This window comes from Dermatophilaceae bacterium Sec6.4, assembly GCA_039636865.1.
GTDB lineage: Bacteria > Actinomycetota > Actinomycetes > Actinomycetales > Dermatophilaceae > Allobranchiibius.
Genome location: CP144172.1, coordinates 105,725 through 126,338 on the forward strand (window position 1 = coordinate 105,725; position 20,614 = coordinate 126,338).

16 protein-coding genes and 1 riboswitch are annotated in these 20,614 nt (G+C 65.5%); of the genes, 12 read left to right on the forward strand and 4 right to left on the reverse strand.

Annotation, left to right across the window (positions count from 1 at the left end; translation table 11 throughout):
- Position 1: 1 nt before the first annotated feature.
- Positions 2-901: an NADP-dependent oxidoreductase gene (locus tag V3G39_00600; protein ID XAS76564.1), complete on the reverse strand. Its 900-nt coding sequence runs from the start codon at positions 899-901 to the stop codon at positions 2-4.
- A 180-nt stretch (positions 902-1,081) separates the two neighbouring features.
- Here V3G39_00600 and V3G39_00605 point away from each other — a divergent pair, with 180 nt between their 5' ends.
- Positions 1,082-1,840: a beta-phosphoglucomutase family hydrolase gene (locus tag V3G39_00605; GenBank protein ID XAS76565.1), complete on the forward strand. Its 759-nt coding sequence runs from the start codon at positions 1,082-1,084 to the stop codon at positions 1,838-1,840.
- Positions 1,837-4,197: a glycosyl hydrolase family 65 protein gene (locus tag V3G39_00610; protein ID XAS76566.1), complete on the forward strand. Its 2,361-nt coding sequence runs from the start codon at positions 1,837-1,839 to the stop codon at positions 4,195-4,197. Before V3G39_00605 ends, V3G39_00610 begins: the two co-directional genes overlap by 4 nt.
- 3 nt (positions 4,198-4,200) lie before the next feature.
- Here V3G39_00610 and V3G39_00615 read toward each other — a convergent pair whose 3' ends face one another.
- Positions 4,201-5,001, reverse strand: a complete 801-nt coding sequence (locus V3G39_00615; protein XAS76567.1) for a DUF3105 domain-containing protein — start codon at positions 4,999-5,001, stop codon at positions 4,201-4,203.
- 97 nt (positions 5,002-5,098) lie between these two features.
- Here V3G39_00615 and corA point away from each other — a divergent pair, with 97 nt between their 5' ends.
- From corA to V3G39_00655, 8 genes are all read left to right on the forward strand, one after another.
- Positions 5,099-6,256, forward strand: coding sequence for a magnesium/cobalt transporter CorA (gene corA, locus V3G39_00620; GenBank protein ID XAS76568.1), 1,158 nt, complete (start codon positions 5,099-5,101; stop codon positions 6,254-6,256).
- 269 nt (positions 6,257-6,525) lie between these two features.
- A complete protein-coding gene (locus V3G39_00625; GenBank protein XAS76569.1) occupies positions 6,526-8,346 on the forward strand; it encodes a phosphoenolpyruvate carboxykinase (GTP) in 1,821 nt (606 codons plus the stop codon).
- Between the two features lie 126 nt (positions 8,347-8,472).
- Positions 8,473-9,282: a siderophore-interacting protein gene (locus V3G39_00630; GenBank protein ID XAS76570.1), complete on the forward strand. Its 810-nt coding sequence runs from the start codon at positions 8,473-8,475 to the stop codon at positions 9,280-9,282.
- Between the two features lie 24 nt (positions 9,283-9,306).
- Positions 9,307-9,464, forward strand: a riboswitch (cobalamin riboswitch).
- Positions 9,465-9,554: 90 nt separating this feature from the next.
- Positions 9,555-10,991 carry a hypothetical protein gene (locus V3G39_00635; GenBank protein XAS76571.1) on the forward strand — a complete coding sequence of 479 codons (1,437 nt, stop codon included), beginning with the start codon at positions 9,555-9,557 and terminating at the stop codon, positions 10,989-10,991.
- Positions 10,991-12,001, forward strand: coding sequence for a hypothetical protein (locus tag V3G39_00640; protein ID XAS76572.1), 1,011 nt, complete (start codon positions 10,991-10,993; stop codon positions 11,999-12,001). Before V3G39_00635 ends, V3G39_00640 begins: the two co-directional genes overlap by 1 nt.
- Positions 11,998-13,155, forward strand: coding sequence for an energy-coupling factor transporter transmembrane component T (locus V3G39_00645; protein ID XAS76573.1), 1,158 nt, complete (start codon positions 11,998-12,000; stop codon positions 13,153-13,155). Before V3G39_00640 ends, V3G39_00645 begins: the two co-directional genes overlap by 4 nt.
- Complete coding sequence (locus V3G39_00650; GenBank protein ID XAS76574.1) at positions 13,152-14,765, forward strand: ATP-binding cassette domain-containing protein; 1,614 nt, start codon at positions 13,152-13,154, stop codon at positions 14,763-14,765. Before V3G39_00645 ends, V3G39_00650 begins: the two co-directional genes overlap by 4 nt.
- Entirely contained in the window at positions 14,762-15,640 is an 879-nt protein-coding gene (locus V3G39_00655; GenBank protein XAS76575.1) for an ECF transporter S component, read from the forward strand. The genes V3G39_00650 and V3G39_00655 overlap by 4 nt, the downstream gene beginning before the upstream one ends.
- A 117-nt stretch (positions 15,641-15,757) precedes the next feature.
- Here the strand turns inward: V3G39_00655 and glpK (V3G39_00660) are convergent, their stop codons facing one another.
- Together glpK (V3G39_00660) and V3G39_00665 are read right to left on the reverse strand one after the other, a co-directional pair.
- Positions 15,758-17,287, reverse strand: a complete 1,530-nt coding sequence (gene glpK / locus V3G39_00660; protein XAS76576.1) for a glycerol kinase GlpK — start codon at positions 17,285-17,287, stop codon at positions 15,758-15,760.
- Positions 17,288-17,337: 50 nt separating this feature from the next.
- Positions 17,338-18,063 carry an MIP/aquaporin family protein gene (locus V3G39_00665; protein ID XAS76577.1) on the reverse strand — a complete coding sequence of 242 codons (726 nt, stop codon included), beginning with the start codon at positions 18,061-18,063 and terminating at the stop codon, positions 17,338-17,340.
- 223 nt (positions 18,064-18,286) lie between these two features.
- Between V3G39_00665 and V3G39_00670 the strand changes: the two genes are divergently transcribed.
- Positions 18,287-19,060 carry an IclR family transcriptional regulator gene (locus V3G39_00670; protein ID XAS76578.1) on the forward strand — a complete coding sequence of 258 codons (774 nt, stop codon included), beginning with the start codon at positions 18,287-18,289 and terminating at the stop codon, positions 19,058-19,060.
- Entirely contained in the window at positions 19,060-20,565 is a 1,506-nt protein-coding gene (gene glpK / locus V3G39_00675) for a glycerol kinase GlpK (protein ID XAS76579.1), read from the forward strand. The genes V3G39_00670 and glpK (V3G39_00675) overlap by 1 nt, the downstream gene beginning before the upstream one ends.
- Positions 20,566-20,614: the final 49 nt, after the last annotated feature.

Sequence of the window (20,614 nt, forward strand, 5' to 3'; positions counted from 1 at the left end):
CTCAGACAACGATCACGAACCGGCCGCGGACATGGCCGGCAGCACTGGCAGCGTGCGCGTCGCCGGCCTGCTCGAGACTGAACACTCTCTCCACCGGCAACGTGAACGAGCCGTCCTGGAAAAGTTTCGCGGCCTCTGCGTACGCCGCCTCGTTGTTCTCCGGCTGCGTCGTGACCCTGGCGCCCTTGCCGGGTGCGCCGAAGTCCGCGATCGACACGACCGCGCCGGCATCACCGGTGAGCTCGATGAGTTCGTCGATCACGCCCGAGCCGGCGATATCCAGCGCCGCATCGACACCGTCCGGCGCGAGGCCACGCACCCGCTCGACCAGTCCGGCGCCATAGGTGGTGGCGGTGGCGCCGAGCTCGTGTAGGTAGTCCTGGTTCTTTTCGCCACCGGTGGCGATGACGGTGATACCGCGATGGACGGCAATCTGCACGACCGCTGAGCCGACCCCACCCGACGCGCCGCTGATTAGCAGGGTCTGCCCCGACCGGACGCCGACCAGATTCAGGATGCGCACCGCCGTCTCGACCGGGACTCCGTACCCGGCAGCCTCCTCGAACGACATCCGCTCGGGCTTGGCGGCCCAGTGGTCCAGGATCGCGTACTCCGCGTAGGCCGCTGAGCCCGCTCCGAAAACGGCATCCCCGACAGCAACACCGTCGGCGCCCTCGCCGACCTCGTCCACGACGCCGGACGCGTCCAGGCCCACCCCCGCCGGAAACTCCAGCGGCAGCTGGTCCTTCATGTATCCGGCCCGCACCTTCCAGTCCAGTGCATTGACACCCGCAGCACGCACGGCAATACGGATCTGGCCGTTTCCGGCGTGCGGCTCATCGACCTCAGCCACACGTAAGACCTCGGGGCCGCCGTACTCGCTGAACTGAACTGCCTTCATGACTGCACTCCTCGCATCGCGGCACACCGCGTCGATAGTGAGCGGCACGCTCCGATGGCACAACGGTCATCGAAGCGCGGATAGTCCCGATAACCACCCGTACACCGCATGGCTTCCGTTGGTCACCAGGCAGTCGCAGTAACCTGCAGCAGGACCTCACTGCCACACCGAAGGACGACGATGCTCGGCTTACCGGACGCCATCACCACCTGCCTGTTCGACCTGGACGGAGTCCTCACCGACACCGCCAGCGTGCACCGCACCGCATGGAAACAAACTTTCAACGAATTCCTGAAGGCCCGCGACGGGGACGGATTCACCCCCTTCGATGCCGGCAGCGACTACAACCGGTACGTCGACGGCAAACCTCGCCAGGACGGCGTGCGTGACTTCCTCACCTCGCGAGACATCCAGCTGCCCGATGGCAGCCCCGATGACGACGCGGATGCGGACACGATCTACGGGGTGGGCACCCGGAAGAACAACCTCGTCCATGAAGCGATCAAGCGCGACGGCGTCGATGTCTATGACGGCTCGCGTCGTTACCTGCAGGCCGCCCGCGACGCCGGCCTGCGTCGCATCGTCGTGTCGTCCTCGGCGAACACCGAGATGGTGCTGGAGGTGACCGGCCTGGCGCAGTACGTCGAAGGTCGCGTGGACGGCACGACCCTCGCGCAGCAGCACATCAAGGGCAAACCCGCACCCGATTCGTTCCTGGCCGGCGCCAAGCTCGTCGACGCCACCCCCGCCCAGTGTGTTGTCTTCGAAGACGCCACCTCCGGCGTCGCCGCCGGCAGAGCGGGCAACTTCGGTTACGTCGTCGGTGTCGACCGCGTAGACCACGCTCAGGCGCTGCTCGAGAACGGGGCGACCGTGGTTGTGCAAGACCTCGCCGAGCTGCTCCAGAGCGATTCAACCGGTGAGGACACCGACGCATGAGCGAGCATTACGAGGGATTCGTCGTCGAGCCGTGGCGGGTACGCGAGCTGAACCTGCAAACCGAAAACTTCGCCCAGGCAGAGTCGATCTTCGCACTGTCCAACGGCCATATCGGCGTACGCGGCAACCTCGATGAGGGTGACCCGTCGGGGCTGCCCGGCACTTACCTCAACTCCTTTTTCGAGAGCCGGCCGCTGCCGTACGCCGAGGCGGGGTACGGGTATCCCGAATCGGGCCAGACCGTCGTCAATGTCACCAACGGAAAAGTGATCCGACTGTTGGTCGATGACGAACCGTTCGACATGCGGTACGGCGCTGTACGTCACCACGAACGCACGCTGGACATGCGCACCGGGATCCTCACCCGCGACGTCTTGTGGGAATCGCCCGCCCGGCGGATGGTCCGGGTGCGTTCCCAGCGTCTGGTGTCCTTCACCCAACGCGCCATCCTGGCGATCTGGTACCAGGTGGAGGCGGTCGACAAACCGCTGCGCGTCGTCATCCAGTCCGAGATGGTTGCAAACGAAGAGCTGCCCGTCACCTCTGCAGACCCTCGCGTTGCGGCTGCGCTGAAGAAACCGTTGAAGTCCGAACATCATCTGGCGGGTGACACCCGCGCCCAGCTGATCCACCGCACGAAGGCGAGCGGTCTACGCGTCGCCGCGGCATGCGACCACATCCTGCACGGCGACCACGACTACGAGCCGCATACCTTCATCCAGCCGGACTGGTCACGGATGACGATCGGTGCACATCTGGACCCTGGTGAGACGCTCGGTCTGACCAAATTCGTCGCCTACGGCTGGTCCTCCGAGCGCACCGTGCCGGCCCTGCGCGATCAGGTGGACGGCGCCTTGTCCGCAGTCATCAACACCGGTTGGGACGATCTGGTCGCTGAGCAGAAGGACTACATCCAGGACTTCTGGGACGGCGCCGATGTGCAGGTCGACGGCGATGACAGTGTGCAGCAAGCCGTGCGTTTCGGTCTGTGGCACGTGCTCCAGGCCGGCGCCCGTGCCGAGGGTCGCGCAATCCTCGCAAAGGGCCTGACCGGACCCGGATACGACGGGCACGCCTTCTGGGATTCGGAGCAGTTCGTGCTCCCCCTACTGACTGCGACTGCCCCTGATGCGGCCCGCGACGCTCTTGTCTGGCGCCAGAGCATCCTGGATCTGGCACGTGAGCGCGCCGAGACCCTCAAACTCAAGGGTGCCGCCTTCCCGTGGCGCACCATCCGCGGTGAGGAGTGTTCGGCCTACTGGCCGGCAGGCACGGCCGCATTCCATATCAACGCGGACATCTCGGTCGCTGCAGCGCGCTACGTCTTCTGGACGCAGGACGAGGAATTCGACCGCGAGACCGCCCTACAACTGCTCGTGGAGACCGCCCGGTTGTGGGCCGACCTCGGCTACCACGGCGATGACGGCAAGTTTCATATCGACGGCATCACCGGGCCGGACGAGTACTCCGCAGTGGTCGCCGACAACACCTACACCAACCTGATGGCCGCGCGGAACCTGCGGTACGCAGCCGACACCGCGGAGCGCTGGCCCCAGGAGGCCATCGCGCTCGATGTGACGCGGGAGGAGATCAGCGGTTGGCGAGCCGCCGACGAAGCCATGGCCATGCCCTTCGACGATGAGCGCGGCGTGCACCAGCAGGACCGAGGCAGCACCGAGCGCGAGGTCTGGGACTTCGCGGCGACCGACAAGGCGGGCAACTACCCGCTGCTGCTGAACTACCCCTACTTCGACATCTATCGCAAACAGGTGGTCAAACAGGCCGACCTGATGCTGGCGATGCACTGGTGCGGCGACAACTTCACGCTGGAGCAGAAGGCGAAAGCGTTCGAGTACTACGAGCCAATCACCGTCCGGGACTCCTCCCTGTCGGCCTGCACCCAAGCCATCCTGGCCGCTGAGGTGGGTCACCGCGAGCTTGCGCATGACTACCTCACCGAGGCCGCGCTGATGGATCTACGCGACCTGGAGCACAACACCGGCGACGGCGTGCACGTCGCCTCGCTCGCCGGCGCATGGCTGGCGCTGGTATGCGGATTCGGCGGAATGCGCGATCACGGCGGCCAACTGTCGTTCACGCCGGCGCTGCCGAAACGGCTGACCCGACTGGCGTTCACGCTGCGCTGGCGAGGCTGCAAGGTGCGCGTAACGATCCACCCCGACCACGCGGTCTACGAGCTGGAGGACGGCTCGGGCGCCCACACCGATCTGTCGCACTACGGCGAGGTCTTCACCCTGACGACCGCCGAACCGGTGACTAGGGCCTTCACCCCGGTAGAGCCGCTCACCCCGCGACCAAAGCAACCGGCCGGTCGCGAGCCCATCACCAGCGAATAGCGCCTACTTCTTCGTACCGGGCGGATTGGGCTGGGTGGCGCCGTAGCGGGCGGCTACCCCGCCCGTCCCGGTCGGTATCCCGTCGACCGGCTCGTTGGTCTCCGGGCTGTAGGGCTTGCGGTGCCGGAAGGTGTCGATGAATCGCTGCATCCGCGGATCGGTCGCATTCTTCAGCCGCAGTTGGTGGCCCCAGGAGGACATCACCACCGGTGCGGGAAGTGTGTTGCCGCGCCACGGGGACAGGATGATGAAACGGTTCGCCTGACCGGCCACCTTGACGCCACCCGTGCCCTTCGGTTCGGGGATCAGGCTCTGACGGCCCACGAAATCCACCAGCTTCTGTACCTGCGCCTTGGGTAACGTCGGGTCGTAGGTGATCCAGACCGCGCCGTGCTCGACCACGTGCACTGCCCGTTCGCTGGGCACCGGCTCGGTGTAGACGCCGGCGTTCATCCACACAATGTTGTGCGGCCCACCCGCCGGTGGGGTCATTGTGTAGGTGACCGGTCCAGGCACGTGCGACACATGGATCGCCGTGCCGTTCTGGGTCGCGAGCGTCATGTAGCTGCTCTGGTCGTAGGCCACCACACCGGGTATGCCGGATGTGTCGCGCACCAGCTTGACCGGTAGCTGCACGGTGCGGATACCCGCCGGCGTCGAGGGGATCACCTGCTCGGAGTCGACCGAACCAGCGCGGGTGAACCACCAGCCGAGGCCGCCCGCGACCACCAGCACCGCGACGAGCGCCGCAATGATCACTGCCCGTCGGCTGTGCCCGGCGCCCCCACCGGTAATGGTGCTCATCGCAGCACTGTAGGCGGGGTTCCCGTTGCGCTCATCACGTCGTACGTCGTTTGGCTGAATACGGGGAGAACACACGCTTGCGAGCTACAGTCGAATCGTGTCGAACTGGAGGACGCGGGTCCGTGTACAACCGCAGCTCTGGGCGCCGGGCAACCCCGCCGGCGTCTCCAGAGGCGATGCTGCACGCCGGGTCGAACGCGTAACGCCGACATCCGATTCCGACGACGGGGCAGAGTCCACGGTCGTCCAGAAAGCCATTTACTTGGACGGCGTACGCCAGACAAATCCACACAGCATCAGCGCGATCATCCACCGGCTCGCCGAGCCGGACAAGGCCGTCGCCTGGGTGGGCCTGGCGAAAGCGTCACCGGCCCAGATCCGACAGGTCGGCGACATCTTCGCGCTGCACCGGTTGGCTGTCGATGACGCAATCAACGCCCATCAGCGGCCCAAGCTCGAACGCTACGACGACACCCTCTTCGTGGTCCTGCGACCGGCGACCTATCACGACGACACAGAGACCGTGCACCTCGGCGAGATCCATCTCTTCGTAGGTCCGGACTTCGTGGTCACGGTGCGCCCCACCGACGAGCCCGAGCTCGGACCCGTCCGACGGCGGATCGACGACGATCCGCACCTGATGGCGCTGGGACCCGACGCGGTGCTCTATGCGGTCCTCGACTTCGTCGTCGACGGATACAAGCCGGTGCTGGAGGGCCTCGAGATCGACATCGATCAGATCGAGGAGCAGGTCTTCGAATCGGATCCGGCGGTGTCGCGGCGCATCTACGAGTTGTCCCGCGAGGTACTCGCGCTGCAACGGGCAACCAAGCCGCTGCTGGATATTTTGCAGGCACTCCGCCGCGGTTACGACAAGTACGACACCGACGAAGAACTACAGCGCAATTTACGCGATGTCGAAGATCACGCAGTCATCGTGGTTGAACGCGTCGATGGATTCCGACAGACCCTGATGTCGATCCTCTCGCTCAACTCCACCCTCGTCGCGCAGACCCAGAACGAGGACATGAAGCGCCTCGCCGAAGTCGCAAACAATCAGGCCGACCAGGTCAAGGCAGCCACCTCATGGGCTGCCATCCTGTTCACTCCGACCGTTATCGCCGGGATCTATGGGATGAACTTCCACGCGATGCCCGAGCTCAATTTCCGATACGGGTACCCGATGGCGATCGGTCTGATGCTGCTGACCGTCATCACCATGTACACCGTCTTCAAGAAGAAGAACTGGCTGTAGCTCCTTGTCCGTCTTCCAAACCATCGGCCCTGTCCTGAGCTCACTTCGTTCGCATCGGCAGATCCGTCAGTGTTGGGTTTTGTCAGGTAAACGTTGCGTTGCGTCGCCTTTGCAACGCGAGCTGACGGGAAAGCCACAAAGGGCACCGACCGTGTGATCGGCGTCACATTCGATATCCTCCGGTCCGGTGGAGAGCTCGCGTCGGCCCCGATACGTTCGGGCCAATCCACCCATTCCATGCGGTGAACAACGCCCACAAGGACGGTCACATGAGCCTGCACACCTCCACTCCAATCGGCACCACCCACCCGAAGTTGGCAGCATGGGTGGCCGAAGTCGCGGAGCTGACAACTCCGGATGAGGTGCGTTGGGTGACCGGCTCCGACGAAGAATGGACCGAGCTGACCGGCAAACTCGTCGCCGCCGGTACCTTCACGCGACTGAACGAGGAGATCAAGCCCAACTCCTTCCACGCCGCCAGCTCACCGGAGGACGTCGCCCGGGTCGAGGAACGCACCTTTATCTGCAGCCAGGATGAGAAGGACGCCGGCCCGACCAACAACTGGATGGACCCACAGGAGATGAAGGACCTCATGCGCGGGCTGTACGCCGGGTGTATGAAGGGCCGCACGATGTACGTCATCCCCTTCGTCATGGGTCACCTCAATGCCGAAAGCCCCATGTTCGGTGTCGAGATCACCGACAGCGAATACGTCGTGGTGTCCATGCGGGTCATGGCGCGCTGCGGCGCCAAGATCCTGGACCGCATCGAAGAACTCGGCGACGCCGCACGCTATGTACCCGCGCTGCATTCGGTCGGCGCGCCGCTGGCCGACGGCGAACAGGACGTGAAATGGCCGTGCAATGAAGAGAAGTACATCGTGCAGTTCCCCGAGGAGCGACTGATCTGGTCGTTCGGCTCCGGGTACGGCGGCAATGCGCTGCTGGGGAAGAAGTGCTACTCGCTGCGGATCGCCTCGGCGATGGCGCGCGACGAGGGCTGGCTCGCCGAGCACATGCTCATTCTCAAGCTCATCTCCCCCGAGCAGCAGACCTACTACGTCGCAGCGGCGTTCCCCAGCGCCTGCGGCAAGACCAACCTGGCGATGCTCAAGCCGACCATCCCGAACTGGACCGTCGAGACGCTCGGCGACGACATCGCGTGGATGCGCTTCGGCAAGGACGGGCGGCTGTACGCCGTCAACCCCGAATTCGGCTTCTTCGGCGTCGCGCCCGGCACCAACGAGCACACCAACCCGCACGCGATGACGACCATCAACAAGGGTAATTCGGTCTTCACCAACGTTGCGCTCACCGACGATGGTGACGTCTGGTGGGAGGGCCTGGAGAACGAGCCGGCACACGCCACCTCCTGGAAGGGCAAGGACTGGACGCCGGACTGCGGCGAACTGTCCAGCCACCCGAACAGCCGCTACTGCACGCCGATCACCCAGTGCGACATCCTCGCTGCGGAGTACGACGACCCGCAGGGCGTGCCGATCTCGGCGATCCTGTTCGGTGGTCGCCGCAAGACAACCGTGCCGTTGGTAACGGAATCACGCGACTGGCTGCACGGCACCTTCATGGGCGCGACTCTCTCGTCCGAGACAACGGCCGCTGCCAAGGGTGAGGTCGGCATCGTGCGCCGCGACCCGATGGCCATGCTGCCCTTCATCGGCTACAACACCGGTGACTACTTCCAGCACTGGGTCGATCTCGGCAAGGACGCCGACGCGAGCAAGCTGCCCAAGATCTTCTACGTCAACTGGTTCCGCCGCGCGCAGGACGGCTCCTTTTTATGGCCGGGGTTCGGTGAGAACTCCCGCGTGCTGAAGTGGGTCATCGAGCGGATGGAGGGCAAGGCCGCCGCGATCGAGACCCCGATCGGTCACGTACCGACGCCGGAGTCGCTGGATGTGGACGGTCTGGACATGACCCTTGCTGAGCTGGAGGCTTCTCTGGCGGTGGATACCGAGGAGTGGAAGGCCGAGATCCCGCAGATCGAGGAATGGTTTGCCAAGTTCGGCGACACGCTGCCGACCCAGCTGCAGATCGAGCTGGACGGCCTGAAAGCCCGCCTCGGCGTCTGACCCCTCCCCCCCTCCCCTTCTCGCCGAGTGGCATAGACAAGTTGCGAGTGGCGCACTCCTGAGTGCGCCACTCGCAACATTTGTCTGCCACTCGGCGGATCGGGGCACGCGAATTAGGGTGGCCTTATGAGTTCGAAGAACAAGCGCCCGCAGCACGTCCTGCACGTCGTCAGCAGCGAGCGTGTCAGCCCGCACATCATGCGGGTGCGTTTCGGCGGACCGGCAGTGGCTGCGATGGGGCGGCCCGATGCGACCGACAGCTACCTCAAACTGTTGTTCACCGATCCGGCGCACCGCCTCACCCCGCCGTACGACATCGACGCTCTGCCGGTGGAACAACGCCCGGTACGACGTACCTACACGATCCGCAGTTGGAATGCCGACGCCACGATCAGCATGGATTTCGTCACCCACGGTGACCAGGGCATCGCCGCTCCCTGGGCCATGCAGGCGCAGCCCGGTGACCTGTTGGCGGCAACCGGTCCGGGCAGCGGATACCGCCCGAGTGGTGCAGCGAACTGGTACCTGCTGGTCGGTGACGACTCCGCCCTCCCCGCGATCAGCGCTGCACTCGAGGCGCTGCCCGAAAACGCACGCGGCCACGTCGTCGTCGAGGTCGATTCCCCTGCCGACGAGCTGCTGCTGACCTCACCCGCTGGTATGCACCAGCAGTGGCTGTACCGCCGTGGCGCCCCTGCGGGCGAGACATCGCTGTTACCGGACGCCGTCCGGGCCCTCGACTGGCCCGAGCAGGGCGCCGAGGTCTTCGCGCACGGCGAGCGCGGCTCGATGAAGGAGCTACGTAGGATCTTCCGCGACCTCGACGTACCGAAAGAGTCACTCAGCCTGTCCGGATACTGGGCGTTCGGCCGCAACGAGGACCGCTTCCAGGCCGAGAAGCGTGAACCCATCGGCCAGCTCGAGCCGCAGGACTGAGCGAAGATTCGACCCCGATTCGCCTGCTAAGGTCAGCCTCGGCGTCCGCTTACAGGACGCTACGTGAATTGTCAGGGGAAGCCGGTCAGATTCCGGCGCTGTCCCGCAGCCGTAGACGGCCCGCGATCATCAAAGACGCGATGTCGTAAGCCGGAATGCCTGCACTCGCGTCCATCACAGACTGTCGTGGACAGCAGTCTCTCGTGGTGCGTCCGAGTGGACGCGTGCCGCGCAGAAACGGCAAACTCCACCGGATTACGGAGTACTTCCTGATGAATAAAACCGCTCGCCGCACAGGTATCAGCGCCATCTCCGCCGCCGCGACCATCGCTGTCGTTGCGTCCTACACCGGTTTCGCCGGTCAGGCCTCTGCCGCCTCGACCACCGGTGATCCTGCCGCCGCTTCGTCGTGGCTGATCTCCCAGCAGGCTGCCGACGGTTCGATGCCGAGTCCCTACGGAGCCGGCTTCACCGACTGGGGATTGTCGATCAACGTGCTCTGGGCGATGAAGGCCGGGGGTGCGTCCAGCGCTGCCGTCAACAAGACCTGGGGCGCAATCTCCAGCAACCTCAAGGACTACGCAGGACCCGGTGACTACGGCATCAGTGCGGGCGCCTCGGCCAAAGCGCTCTTCGCCGCCGACGTCGTGAACGCCGACCCCACGAAGTTGGTGCAGAAGGACAAGAGCGTCATCAACATCCTGACTCAGACCAGCGATCTGGTGCTGACCTCCGGTGCCCAGAAGGGACGTCTGAAGGACCCCGTTGCCAATGGGGCCGACTACACCAACGCAATCACCCAGGCGCTCGGCGTGCTCGGTCTGGCAGGTGCGGGTCAGCGGGGACAGGCAGTCTCCAAACCGTTGGTGCAGAGCACCGTCGACTTCCTGGCCACCCAGCAGTGCTCGGACGGCTATTTCCGCCTCAGCTTCAACGACAACCTCAGTTGCGACGCGGCTGCCAAGACCAAGGCCGGTGCGCCCGCAGACCTGGACAGCACGTCGTATGCGTTGCAGGCATTGATGCTCGCGAAGCAGGACGGGTACATGGTGCCCGCCAACGCAATCACCGCGGGCGTCGGCTACCTGAGCAAGGTCCAGCGGGCGAACGGATCATTCGGGACGAACACCAACAGCACCGGTCTGGCTACTGCTGCGCTCGCAGGCGGAGGTGCAGCTTCTGCCGCGATGCGCGGGACTGGATATATTGCTGGCCTGCAGGCCGTCGGCTCCAAGGTCAAGGGCACCAAACTGGCCTCGAGCAATGGCGCGATCGCCTTCGATCAGAGTGGATATGACGCCGGCCTGAAGGACGGCATCACCTCGACGGCAGCCGACCAGTGGCGCCGAGCGACCGCAGACGCGCAGTTCGGTCTGGTACGAAAGCCCTTGGGCTCTCTGCTGAAGGATTCGGCACCGACGACCAGCCCGACCGGTCCGTCCTCGTCGACGTCCACTGCGACAAGCACGTCAACCGGCACCACGACCTCGACGAGCACAGCTACCGGCACTTCGACCTCGACGAGCACAGCTACCAGCACTTCGACCTCGACGAGCACAGCTACCAGCACTTCGACCTCGACGAGCACATCCACCGGCACTTCGACCGCACCGGGCGCGCCCAGCACATCGCCGACGGGTAGCCCGACGGACCCCACCGAGCCCCCCACTCCGACCGTTACCACCACCACCCTTCCGGTGACGGGCTGATGCTGACCCGCACTCGCAACAGCATTGCCGCGGTGGCCATTACGATGGCCACCGCGGGCGGTGGTCTGATCACCGCCGCACCGGCGCAGGCGGCCACCAGCTATGACGGTTACTGCAAGGATGCGACCGGAACCACTGTTGTCGTCGATTTCCGATCACTCGGGGGCGGTGTTGTAATCCGTTGCGCGACAGCGCCCCTCGGAGGTAGCGGGACCGGCCTGAACGCCTTGCAACGAGCCGGGATCCCGACCACCGGCACGCAGCGGTACGGCAACGCATTCATCTGTCGGCTCTACAACAAACCGTCGGCCTCGCAGAGTCTGGCAATTGCCGGCAACTCCAGCTACAAGGAACGCTGCCTCAACACCCCACCCACTGCCGCGCACTGGGCTTACTGGTCCGCCAACAACGGCGGTTCCTGGGTGTCCAGCTCGCTCGGAGTAGCGAGTCACACCGCGATCCGTGGCGGTTTCGAGGGCTGGTCGTTCACCCTCAACTCCGGTGATGCCGCACCACGGGTGAATCCCACCCGCCCCAGGCCCGCCGCCGCGCCGCAGCCGCCGGCGGCGTCCAACCCGCCGGCCACTTCGAAAACCACGCCGAAACCACAACCGAAGCCCACGACGTCGGGAACCGGCACGACGCCGTCCTCGTCGGCAACCGGTGGCAGCACGTCAGCCACCAGACCCGGTACTTCGCCAGCACCCGGTACGAAGAGCTCGACATCCACTGCCGGCGGGGCGAAGCCGTCCGCCAAGAAGCCATCGGCCTCCCAAAGCTCCAGCGCCTCGACGACTTCGAAATCAGCTGCTGGTTCCTCGTCCGCCAGTGGTACCCGCACAGGCGCGGGCGGTGTTCCGGTCGCCAACTCAGATCAGCTTGCGGCGCTGGCCAAAGAGCAACAGGCTTCGGGCTCCGCGATCAACCTGCCCACCGTGCTCGGTGTCGGTCTCCTTGCCGTGCTGGCGCTCGCCGGAGGTGGCGTGCTGGTCTACCGCCGGTTCCGGTGAGCAGCCGTCCACGCTCGGTGCGGGCGCCTCGCGCGTCCCGCCTGCCCCGGACCGTCCACCCCATCGCCTGGTGGGTGTGGGCGATCGGGATGGCGACCGCGTCGACGTGGACGACCAACCCGTTGTTGTTACTGCTGCTCATCGCGGTGACGACAGCGGTGGTGCTGGCTCGTCGCGGTGATTCGCCGTGGTCCCGGTCCTTCCGTCTTTACGTGCGCCTCGGCATTCTGATCGTGGTGCTGCGGGTGATCTTCCGAATCATCTTCGGTGGCGGCGAGGGCAACGACGTCCTCTTCCATCTGCCGTCGATCCCGTTGCCGCAGTGGGCCGCCGGAATCCAGCTGTTCGGTGACGTCAGTGCCCAGTCCCTGCTCGGCGGCCTCTACGACGGTATGCGGTTGGCGACGATGGTGATCTGCCTGGGCGCAGCCAATGCCCTGGCCAATCCCAAACGCCTGCTGAAGTCGATGCCAACCGGCCTGTACGACGTGGGCACGGCGATAGTCGTGGCGGTCTCGGTCTTCCCCCAGCTCGCAGACAGTGTGCTGCGGGTACGCCGCGCGCAACGACTGCGCGGTGGACTGCCCAAACGACACGTCATACGCGCCCTGCTCATCCCGGTGCTCGCGGACGCGCTGGACCGCTCCCTGCTGCTGGCCGCCGCGATGGACTCGCGTGGCTACGGACGGACCGGTGAAAGTTCACGCCGGTCCGCTGCAGCGACGGGCGCGCTGACGATCCTGGGTCTGATCGGGGTGTGCGCCGCGGTCTACAACATCCTGGACAGCAACAGTCCGACGTTGCTGAAGTGGCCGGTGCTCCTACTCGGCCTGGTGCTGGCGGCCAGCGGATTGGTGGCTGCGTCCAGACGCAGCCGCACAAGTCGATACCGGCCCGACCCGTTCGATGCCGTGCCGATCCTGATCGCCGCGGGCGGGGTGGGCGTCGCCGCCGTCATGTATGCGGCGACCCGTTATCAGGCCGTTCATCTCGTGCCCAGCCTGCAGCCGCTGCAGTTCCCGGTCATCGACGGGCTCCCGCTGCTCGCCGTCGTGCTGGGTCTGCTGCCGATTCTGATCGCACCGCCGACTCCACGGACCACCCTGGTCACCCCCGTCCGGTCATGGTCCAAGGCTCTCGAGGACGCGGCATGATCCGGCTGGAAGACGTCGGTGTCTGGTACGACGATGACGCACCACCGGTGTTGAGAGAGGTTGACCTGCAGATCGACGAGGGCGAGTTGGCCCTGGTGGTCGGGGTCACCGGAGTCGGCAAGTCCACCCTTCTCGGCCTGTTCAACGGCCTGGTCCCGCACTTCACCGGCGGGCGGCTGCACGGCCGGGTCACCGTCGGCGACTACGACACCCGTATCCATCCACCCCGTGAAATGGCCGATGTCGTCGGACGGGTCGGTCAGGACCCGCTCGCCGGATTCGTCACCGACACCGTGGAGGAAGAGCTCGCCTACGGGATGGAGCAACTCGCCGTACCCGCTTCGGTGATGCGCAAGCGGGTCGAGGAGGTGCTGGACCTGATGGGTATCGCCGAGCTGCGCGACCGCCCACTGCACACCCTGTCCGGAGGGCAGCAGCAACGGGTCGCCATCGGGGGTGCGCTCAGCGCCGGACCGAAGGTGCTCATCCTCGACGAGCCGACCTCGGCACTGGACCCGGGCGCGGCCGAGGACGTCATCGCTGTCGTAACGCGGCTGGTGCACGATCTGGGTACGACCGTCGTGATGGCAGAGCACCGGATGGAGCGGGTACTGCAGTACGCCGATCAGCTGATCCTGTTGCCTGGCGAGGGCCGGGTGCGCAGCGGTCTGCCCGCACGTCTGATCGCCGACTCGCCCGTGGTGCCGCCCGTCGTACGCCTGGGCCGGGAGCTGGGGTGGGCACCGCTGCCGCTGTCGATACGCGACGCCCGACGGATGGCCGGCCCCACCCGCGAGCGCCTGGCCCACACCGCGCTGCCCCCGGTTCTACGCATTGCCCAGGACGGCCCGGACGCAGTGCGGGCGCGCAAGGTCACCGTCGCATACGGCGGGCTGATCGCGGTCCGTGAAGTGGACCTCGCCCTGCGCCCCGGGTCGGTGACCGCGCTGATGGGTCGCAACGGGTCGGGCAAGTCCAGCCTGCTCTGGGCGCTACAGGGTGCTGGTCGGCGAGCGTCCGGGCAGGTCGAGGTACTCGGCGCCGACCCGGCACAGTTGTCGCCCGACGCAGCACGTCGGCGCATCTCGCTCGTGCCCCAGTCGGCGACCGACCTGCTCTACCTGGAGACGGTGGCCGCCGAATGTGCCGCGGCCGACCTGGGAGCGGGTGCCACACCGGGCACCTGCCGGGCACTGGTGGACAGACTGGTGCCCGGCGTACCCAGTGCCCACCATCCGCGCGACCTGTCCGAGGGCCAACGCCTCGCGGTGGCCCTGGCTGTACAGCTGAGCGCCGACCCGGCGGTGCTGCTGCTGGATGAGCCGACCCGCGGCCTGGACTACCTCGCCAAGGCGCAGCTCGTCCACGCACTGGATGCGCTGGCTGCGCAGGGTCGCTGCGTGCTGGTGGCAACTCACGATGTGGAGTTCGTGGCGCAGGTCGCTGATCGCGTCGTGGTGATGGCGCAGGGCGAGATCATCGCGGACGGCCCGACGCCCGAGGTCGTCAGCTCCTCACCGATCTTCGCCCCCCAGGTCGCGAAGATCCTGGCTCCCCGACCGTGGTTGACCGTTGACCAGGTCCGGGCATCGCTGACAGGAACACCGTGACCGATCAGAAAATCACCGGCCGGGCACCAGGTGGCGACCTCAGCGGCGACCTGGTCACCACCCTGGACCACCCCGCCATCCGGTTCACCCGAATGTCCGGCCTGGTGCTGAGCCTGGTGTCGGTGGCCGGCCTGATCATGTTCGCGTGGCCGCTGCTGGTGAAGGTGTCGCCCGCGGCCACTGGGCACAGCGTCGACGCACCGTTCATCTTCATCGCGATACTGCCGCTGCTGGTGCTGATCGTGCTGGCCCAGCTCTCCGAGGGCGGCATGGACTCCAAGGCCCTCGCGATGTTAGGTGTGCTGTCGGCGATCGAGGCGGCGCTGCGACCGTTGGGCGCCGGGACGGGAGGCGTCGAGACAGTCTTCTTCCTGCTCATTCTTGCCGGGCGGGTCTACGGGCCGGGGTTCGGTTTCGTGCTGGGTTGCACGTCACTTTTCAGTTCCGCACTGCTTACCGCGGGGGTCGGGCCGTGGTTGCCGTTCCAGATGCTGTGCTCGGCCTGGATCGGACTGGGCGCCGGGCTGCTGCCGCGCAAGGTCCGCGGCAAGCGGGAGATCACGATGCTGGTCGGGTACGGCATCGTGGCCGCGTACGGTTTCGGGCTGCTGATGAATCTGTGGTCCTGGCCCTTCGCCACCGGCGTCGAGGTGTCCTACTACTCGGGTCAGCTTTCCTATGTCCCCGGCGCCTCGGTGTTGGACAACCTGCACCGTTTCGGGATCTACACGCTGCTGACCTCGACCGGCGGCTGGGACACCGGGCGCGCGATCACCGACACGATCGCGATTGTGACGCTGGGTCCGCCTGTGCTCGCGGTGCTGCGGCGCGCCGCACGGCGGGCGTCCTACGACCCGATCCGCTCCACCGACTGAGGCCCGTCGGACCGAACCTCTCCTTATATACATAGCGCGCCTGAATAGGTGCAGGACGAAGGGCCCGCAGCACAGTCGCTGCGGGCCCTTCGTCGTTCAGTTGTTAAGGCGCAAACCTCAGTACATGTCGGACGGGTCCTTGTCCGTCCAGTTCAAGGTGCGCTCGACGGCCTTGTTCCACTTGGAGTAGAGCCACTTGACCTTGTCGTCGTCCATCTTCGGTGTCCATCGCTTGTCCTCGGCCCACTGCTTGCGTAGTTCGGCCTCGTCCTTCCAGAACCCGACGGCCAGACCGGCGGCATACGCCGCGCCCAGAGCAGTCGTCTCGGACACAACCGGGCGGATGACCGGCACCCCCAGGATGTCGGCCTGGAACTGCATGAGGGTCTCGTTGACGACCATTCCGCCGTCGACCTTCAGCTCGGTCAGCGCGACGCCGGAGTCGGCGTTCATCGCATCCACGACCTCACGGGACTGAAAAGCCGTGGCCTCCAGCGCCGCACGGCAGATGTGGTTGCGGTTGTTGAAGCGGGTCAGACCGACGATCACACCGCGCGCATCCGAGCGCCAGTGCGGCGCGAAGAGGCCGGAGAACGCCGGCACGATGTAGACGTCACCGTTGTCCTCGACCTTTTTGGCGTACTCCTCCACCTGCGGGGCCGAGTCGATCATCTTCAGGTTGTCCCGCAGCCACTGCACCAGCGAACCGGTAACCGCTACCGAACCCTCCAGGGCGTAGATCGGTTTTGCGTCACCGATCTTGTAGCAGACGGTGGTGAGCAGGCCGTTCTTGGACATCACCTTCTCTTCACCGGTGTTCAGAAGCAGGAAGTTACCGGTGCCGTAGGTGTTCTTGGCGGTACCGATCTCGAAGCAGACCTGACCGAAGGTCGCGGCCTGCTGGTCGCCCAGGATGCCCGCGATCGGGACCCCGGACAGCGGACCGGCTTCGCGGACCTTGCCGTACTCCTCCGAGGATGAGCAGATTTTCGGCAGCATCGACTTGGGCAGGCCCATCAGGGCGACGATCTCGTCGTCCCAGTCAAGGGTGTCCAGATCCATCATCAGCGTCCGGGAGGCATTGGTGACGTCGGTGGAGTGCACGCCGCCGTTGACACCGCCGGTGAGGTTCCACAGCACCCAGGTGTCCATATTGCCGAAGAGCAGGTCACCGGCTTCGGCCTTCTCGCGCGCGCCGTCGACGTTGTCCAGGATCCAGCGGGCCTTCGGACCGGAGAAGTAGGTCGCCAACGGCAAACCGACCTTCGCCTTGAAGATGTCAGCGCCCAGCTCGTTCGCGCCGGCGAGTTCGTCGCAGATGCGCTGGGTGCGGGTGTCCTGCCAGACGATCGCGTTGTAAACGGGCTTACCGGTCGTCTTGTCCCAGACCACCGCAGTCTCGCGCTGGTTGGTGATACCGATCGCGGCCACGTCGCTGGTCGAAGCATCGGCGTTGACCAGGACATCGGAGCAGACCTGCCGGGTGTTCTTCCAGATCTCTTCCGCGTCGTGCTCGACCCAACCGGACTTGGGGAAGATCTGCTCGTGCTCCATCTGCGCCGTCGCGACGATCTTGCCATCGTGGTCGAACAGAATGCAGCGGGTGCTGGTGGTGCCCTGGTCTATCGATGCAATGTATTTAGCCATGGTGCTGATCTCCTAGATAAGTGCTGCTCATGCTGATGTGGGGGTGCGGATCACATGTAGATACGGGCGACCAGCGCCGCAAGGACAGCGCCGACAAGGGGTCCGACGACGGGCACCCATGAGTAGCTCCAGTTGCTGCTGTCCTTGTTGGGGATCGGCAGCAGTGCATGCGCGATACGCGGCCCGAGGTCACGGGCCGGGTTGATGGCGTAACCAGTAGGACCACCGAGGCTGTTACCGATAGCGAGGACGACGAACGCGACGGCTAACGGACCGAGCTGCGACGGCGTCTTGCCGGAGACCAGGATGAAGAAGATCAGCACGAAGGTGCCGATGATCTCGGTCACGAGGTTCCATCCGTAGGACTTGATCGCCGGACCGGTGGAGAAGATCCCCAGCGACGGGGCATCCAGACGGTCATCGAACTGCTTCTTGTACGCCAGCCAGGCGATTACTGCGCCGAGGAAGGCACCGAGGAACTCGCCCGCGAAATAGACCAGCGTCGATCCGAAGGTCACGCTGACGCCCTTGGCATATTCGGGTGCACCGTCGACCAGCAGACCCACAGTGACAGCAGGGTTCAGATGAGCACCGGACTTGTAAGCGGCATAGACACCGCCGAAGACGCCGAGCCCCCACCCGAAGTTGATCATCAGGGTGCCGCCTTCGAAGCCACCCGATTTGGGAAGCACGGCGTTGGCTACCACGCCGATACCGAGCGTGAGCAGGATCGCGGTCCCGATCACCTCGCTGAAAAACACCGACCACAGACTCATATATCTCCTTCTTCGCCGCGGAGTGTTGCGCGGGATAGCGGTTCGAGTGATCTGAATCACACGGTGGCTGAATTTTGAGTGGGAACTTCCACCATGGATAGTGCCGAACTCTATGACGCACGTCACAGGGGCGCCACCCTGTCCGTTCGGCATTGCCGAACAAACTCCTGTTCGGCAATGCCGAACGACTCGAAGGAGGGCATCAGTCCGCGGCTAGGCTGCAATGGTGGCCAAATCAGTGCAGTCCGTGGAACGGGCTGCCAGCATGCTGCGCCTACTGGCCTCCGAAACCGAGCCGCTTCGCCTGATGCAGGTCTGCACTGCGCTCGATTTGGCGAAGGGCACGACACACGGCCTCTTGCATACGCTGGTCGAGGTGGGTTTCGTCACCCAGGACACTTCGGGCCGCTATCTGCTGTCCCCCGATCTGCCGCATCTCGGGTCCACCCACCTCGACCTCAACGAGTTGCGCTCACTCGGGTTGAACTGGACCGACACGCTGGCCGCGCGCACCGGTGAGTCGGCTCGACTCGCGGCCTTCCACGATGGCCAGGTCGTGGTTGCCCACCACGTCTTCAGAGCCCGCACCTCCCGATCCCGTCAGGAGGTACAGACCGGCTTCATGCTCCCCCTGCATGCCAGCGCGCTGGGCAAAGTGCTGCTGGCTTTCGACCCGGGTGCGGCGCGCAGCATCATCGGTACCGACCTCACGAGCCTGACCTTCCGGACCGTGGTCAATCGCAGTCAGCTGATGCGCGAACTCGCCGATGTTCGAGACGACGGATGGGGGGCCTGCGTCGAGGAAGCAGAACCAGACCTGGCGGATATCGCCGCACCGGTACGCGACTCCAGCGGACACGTGGTGGCTGCCATCGGCATCCACGGCGCGGTGGGCAACCTCTGCGACGAGCAGCTGCGGCCGTGGCCGCAGCTGACCCACGAGGTGACGACTGCGGCCCGACAGATCTCCCGTGTCCTTGGTCATGGAGCACTGTGATGAAGCAGCGGTACGTCGCGGCGCTGGATCAGGGCACGACCTCCACCCGATGCATGTTGTTCGACTCACGCGGTCAGATGGTTGCGCTCACCCAGCGTGAACACCGTCAGTACTACCCACGGCCTGGCTGGGTCGAGCACGACGCCGCCCAGATCTGGGACATCGTGAGCAAGATCGTGCCCCGCACCCTGGCCGATGCAGGCGTGAGCGTGGATCAGGTGGTCGGTCTGGGTATCACCAATCAACGCGAGACCACCGTGGTGTGGGACCGATACACCGGTGTGCCCGCACACCGGGCCATCGTCTGGCAGGACGTCCGCACCGCCGACCTGTTGCCCCGGGTCGTCGAGGGGATCGGTGCGCAGGTGATGCAGGAACGCACCGGTCTGCCGTTGTCGACGTACTCCTCGGGACCCAAACTGCGGTGGCTGCTTGAGCAGGACCCCTCACTGCGGGCCCGCGCAGAACGGGGTGACCTGCTGTTCGGGACGATGGATACCTGGCTCGTCTGGAACCTGACCGGAGGGCCTGACGGTGGCCGACACGTCACTGACGCCACCAATGCCAGCCGCACCATGTTGATGGATCTGGACACCCTCGACTGGGATGGCGAACTGTTGGCTGCCATGCGGGTCCCCCGGGCGATGCTTCCCCAGATCGCCCCGACGATCTCGACAATAGGGATGACGCGCAGCCCGGTCGCCGGTATCCCGATCACGGCCATGATCGGAGACCAGCAGGCCTCGCTCTTCGGCCAGACCGCGTTGGAGCCGGGCGAAGCCAAATGCACCTTCGGTACCGGCAGCTTCCTGCTGCTCAATACCGGCACCGAAGCGGTCCGCTCGCGGCGTGGACTGATCACCACCGTGGCCTACGAACTCGAAGGGCAACCTCCGGTGTACGCACTGGAAGGTGCGATGGCTGTAGCGGGAGCGTTGGTGAAGTGGTGCCGCGACAACCTCGGGCTGATCCGGTCGGTGGCAGAGATCGAGACCCAGGCGCTTACCGTGCAGGACAACGGCGGCTGCTACATCGTCCCCGCCTTCGCGGGACTCTTCGCCCCCCACTGGGAGAGCGAGGCGCGCGGCATCATTGTCGGCCTCACCGGTTACGTCACCAAGGCGCATATCTGCCGCGCCGTACTCGAAGCCACCGCGTGGCAGACCCGGGAGGTGGTCGAAGCCATGAACCAGGACGCGCAGGTCCCCCTCGCAACGATCGCGGTCGACGGTGGGATGACCGCCAACAACCTGCTCATGCAGATAGTCGCCGATGTCCTCGACGTCCCGATTGTGCGGCCGATGATGGCCGAGACCGTCGCGCTCGGCGCGGCCTACGCCGCAGGGATCGGGGCCGGCTACTGGCCCGACCACCAGGTGTTGCGCGAGTACTGGCAACCGGCAGCGGAATGGCTCCCCGCGATGGACCCGAACCGGCGCGATGCGGAGTGGGCAAACTGGCGCCGCGCGGTCCGGTCCTCGATCGAATGGGGCCATCGGGATTGACCACCGGACGGTGCGTGACGAACTGCCCGACTGCCCAGGTGGCTCCGGA

Excerpts from the sequence above, each read along its gene's own strand:
- V3G39_00600 (XAS76564.1), bottom strand. The coding sequence starts at position 901 with ATGAAGGCAGTTCAGTTCAGCGAGTACGGCGGCCCCGAGGTCTTACGT.
- V3G39_00605 (XAS76565.1), top strand. The coding sequence starts at position 1,082 with ATGCTCGGCTTACCGGACGCCATCACCACCTGCCTGTTCGACCTGGAC.
- V3G39_00610 (XAS76566.1), top strand. The coding sequence starts at position 1,837 with ATGAGCGAGCATTACGAGGGATTCGTCGTCGAGCCGTGGCGGGTACGC.
- V3G39_00615 (XAS76567.1), bottom strand. The coding sequence starts at position 5,001 with ATGAGCACCATTACCGGTGGGGGCGCCGGGCACAGCCGACGGGCAGTG.
- V3G39_00625 (XAS76569.1), top strand. The coding sequence starts at position 6,526 with ATGAGCCTGCACACCTCCACTCCAATCGGCACCACCCACCCGAAGTTG.
- V3G39_00630 (XAS76570.1), top strand. The coding sequence starts at position 8,473 with ATGAGTTCGAAGAACAAGCGCCCGCAGCACGTCCTGCACGTCGTCAGC.
- V3G39_00635 (XAS76571.1), top strand. The coding sequence starts at position 9,555 with ATGAATAAAACCGCTCGCCGCACAGGTATCAGCGCCATCTCCGCCGCC.
- V3G39_00640 (XAS76572.1), top strand. The coding sequence starts at position 10,991 with ATGCTGACCCGCACTCGCAACAGCATTGCCGCGGTGGCCATTACGATG.
- V3G39_00650 (XAS76574.1), top strand. The coding sequence starts at position 13,152 with ATGATCCGGCTGGAAGACGTCGGTGTCTGGTACGACGATGACGCACCA.
- glpK (XAS76576.1), bottom strand. The coding sequence starts at position 17,287 with ATGGCTAAATACATTGCATCGATAGACCAGGGCACCACCAGCACCCGC.
- V3G39_00665 (XAS76577.1), bottom strand. The coding sequence starts at position 18,063 with ATGAGTCTGTGGTCGGTGTTTTTCAGCGAGGTGATCGGGACCGCGATC.
- V3G39_00670 (XAS76578.1), top strand. The coding sequence starts at position 18,287 with ATGGTGGCCAAATCAGTGCAGTCCGTGGAACGGGCTGCCAGCATGCTG.
- glpK (XAS76579.1), top strand. The coding sequence starts at position 19,060 with ATGAAGCAGCGGTACGTCGCGGCGCTGGATCAGGGCACGACCTCCACC.